The sequence below is a fragment of the Massilia sp. DJPM01 genome, from assembly GCF_030348125.1.
In the GTDB taxonomy this organism is placed as follows: domain Bacteria; phylum Pseudomonadota; class Gammaproteobacteria; order Burkholderiales; family Burkholderiaceae_D; genus Telluria_A; species Telluria_A frigida.
Genome location: NZ_JAQOZV010000146.1, coordinates 1 through 2,210, shown reverse-complemented (window position 1 = coordinate 2,210; position 2,210 = coordinate 1). Strand labels below are relative to the sequence as shown.

The 2,210-nt window shown below is 59.4% G+C and carries 3 protein-coding genes; all 3 read right to left on the bottom strand.

From position 1 onward, the window contains the following. Positions 1-110: 110 nt before the first annotated feature. Positions 111-695, bottom strand: coding sequence for a hypothetical protein (locus tag PO883_RS34190; protein ID WP_289313760.1), 585 nt, complete (start codon positions 693-695; stop codon positions 111-113). Positions 696-1,100: 405 nt separating this feature from the next. After that, positions 1,101-1,283, bottom strand: coding sequence for a hypothetical protein (locus PO883_RS34185; protein WP_289313759.1), 183 nt, complete (start codon positions 1,281-1,283; stop codon positions 1,101-1,103). Between the two features lie 20 nt (positions 1,284-1,303). Then, the coding region (locus PO883_RS34180; RefSeq protein WP_289313758.1) for a tyrosine-type recombinase/integrase at positions 1,304-2,210 on the bottom strand (907 nt) is incomplete at its 5' end.

Here is a 2,210-nt window from a genome sequence, read left to right as displayed (position 1 = left end):
CTTTGCGGAATGCGGCTTTATGTTGCAATGCCGAAGGCATTCACCCCGGAAACGGCTGTGCCTTGCGTATCAACTGGCTTCCGGCGCAGCGCGGCCCTTGAGGAATTTTGTCAAGCAACCAAGCAAGTCACGGACTCACCCACCGCCAAGGTGTCGCGCAGGTGATCATTGCCGATCTGGCGAGCGATGACATCCTCAAAGCAGTACGTCCTTACTGAGAGCCTTGCTTGCAATGGGCGTGTTTGGTCCCACAAGACCATGAAGGTGAACTGATCGTTTTGGGGATCACTGTCCACGGAACAGCGTGGCCCCGAGCTTTTCTCGACCTTCATCGAGAACGAATTTCTCAGTCGGGGTCTTGCTCGAAGTTCGGCTGCCCTGGCATCTGTCATGGTGAAGTCGAACTCTTCCGACTCTTCTTCCGGGAACATTTCGCGCATCGTTTGACCCTCATCGAATGGACCATCGCATTCGATCAAGCTAACCTTCACTGACTGTCCCGGCATGAGAAGCTTATCGCTGACCCAAATCCGATGCCCGTTCACCCCGTCACCATATGTGCCGCCGTGGACCTCCAGTCCCGCCGGGGCTTCCTCGTGAAGGGAACTGCCGACGCTTACGTGAAGCAGATGCATGCCATCCAAATTCACAGTCACCAGACCTACTCCGTCAACTTCGATTCTTAAGGCTGCCATTCCAATGTCCTAGTCTGATGAAGGCACCATTGTCGCTCATTAGTCCAGTGAAATCGGTAAGCACTCGGCCTGCTGCCGGCGCGGTTCGGACCGGTCCGTGCGCATTATCGGCCTGGCCGGGGTTTCAAAGGCCTCCCTTTGGCACCAATATGAGGACAGAACCCGTAGGGTTTTTGTAATCATATTTGTCGTGCCTATGCCACGGCGCTTCCCGCAGACCGACGGTTGCATTGTGGTTGCACGCGGTTGCTTATGGTTGCAGCGCGGTGGCACCTGGTTGCATGGGGTTGCAAATCGGTTGCATGGGGCGTTGTTACCAAATATATAGGAATCGCCAGTTTGCGTTACCGAACATATTAAGATTCCTATGTTCTCGTGGCCGCGGATGGGGCGCATCAACGCGCATCAACGGGGCGCGAATCCCTTATCGGCCAGCGCCTTGCGCACCGTCTCCCCGGCGTCGACCATCTCGCATGCCTCCTGCTTGTCGATGGCCAGCGACAGGTAATCGCTGTACCCAACACGCTTGAGGAACTGGGCGAGCGCCATCGCCAGGTCGTCCGGCAGCTCCACTTCGATGATGGTCATGGCGTCCCTCGCTATGGTGGTCAATCCGGCTGATGCATCGCTTCGGCATCGAGGGCGTCCAGGAGCGCGGCGCGCACGCCGACACCGCTTACCCCTACCGTGCCGCCGTGCGCAGCGCCACGGGCCTGCAATCGCGCCGGGTGGGTCGCCTCATGCACTTCCTTGAGCTTCATGATCGCCACCCGTGTATAAACTTCGGTGGTGGTCAGTTCGGCGTGCCCCAGCAGCGCCTGGATGAACCTGATGTCCGCACCGTTCTCTAGCATGTGTGTAGCGCAGGCATGGCGGAACAGGTGGCAGGAACTATTCAACGGGCCGGACGCCTGCACCCGCTCAAGGTTGGCGCGGTCAATGGTTTTCTTGGCAATGCCCGACATCTGCTTGGCGCTCACGCGTTCGTGATGCTTCGACAGGAACAGCGTTGCGTCGCTGTCGTCGTCAAGGTAGCGCGGGCGTACTTCCTGCACATACCGGGCAATCCAGGCCAAGGCCCGCTCGCCGATCGGCACCATGCGGTCCTTCTTGCCTTTGCCCAGCCGCACCAGCACCGTGCCGCGCTCGGCGTCGATGTCATTGAGGTCAAGGCCGACCAGCTCGGCGCGGCGCATGCCGGTGCTGTACAGCGCTTCCAGCATGGCCCGGTCCCGGATCCCGAAACCCGACGGATCGTCAATGTCGGCCGCGTTCAGTACCTGGGCAATTTCGGCGACGGTCAGCACGTGGCGCGGCAAGCGATTCTCCTGCTTTGGTAGCTCCATTTCGCTGGCCGGGTTGAACAGCAGGTGATGGCTTTTCGCCATCCACTTGAAGAACATACGCACCGTGATCAGGCGCTTGCTCTGGGTCTGGCGCGACAGTGGCGCACCGTCGGCTTTGCGCCGGTAGGCAAAGATGTATTGCCGATAGCGCTCCAGCATCGCCCGTGTC

Coding starts and splice junctions, on each gene's coding strand:
- PO883_RS34185 (WP_289313759.1), bottom strand. CDS start 1,283: ATGACCATCATCGAAGTGGAGCTGCCGGACGACCTGGCGATGGCGCTC.
- PO883_RS34190 (WP_289313760.1), bottom strand. CDS start 695: ATGGCAGCCTTAAGAATCGAAGTTGACGGAGTAGGTCTGGTGACTGTG.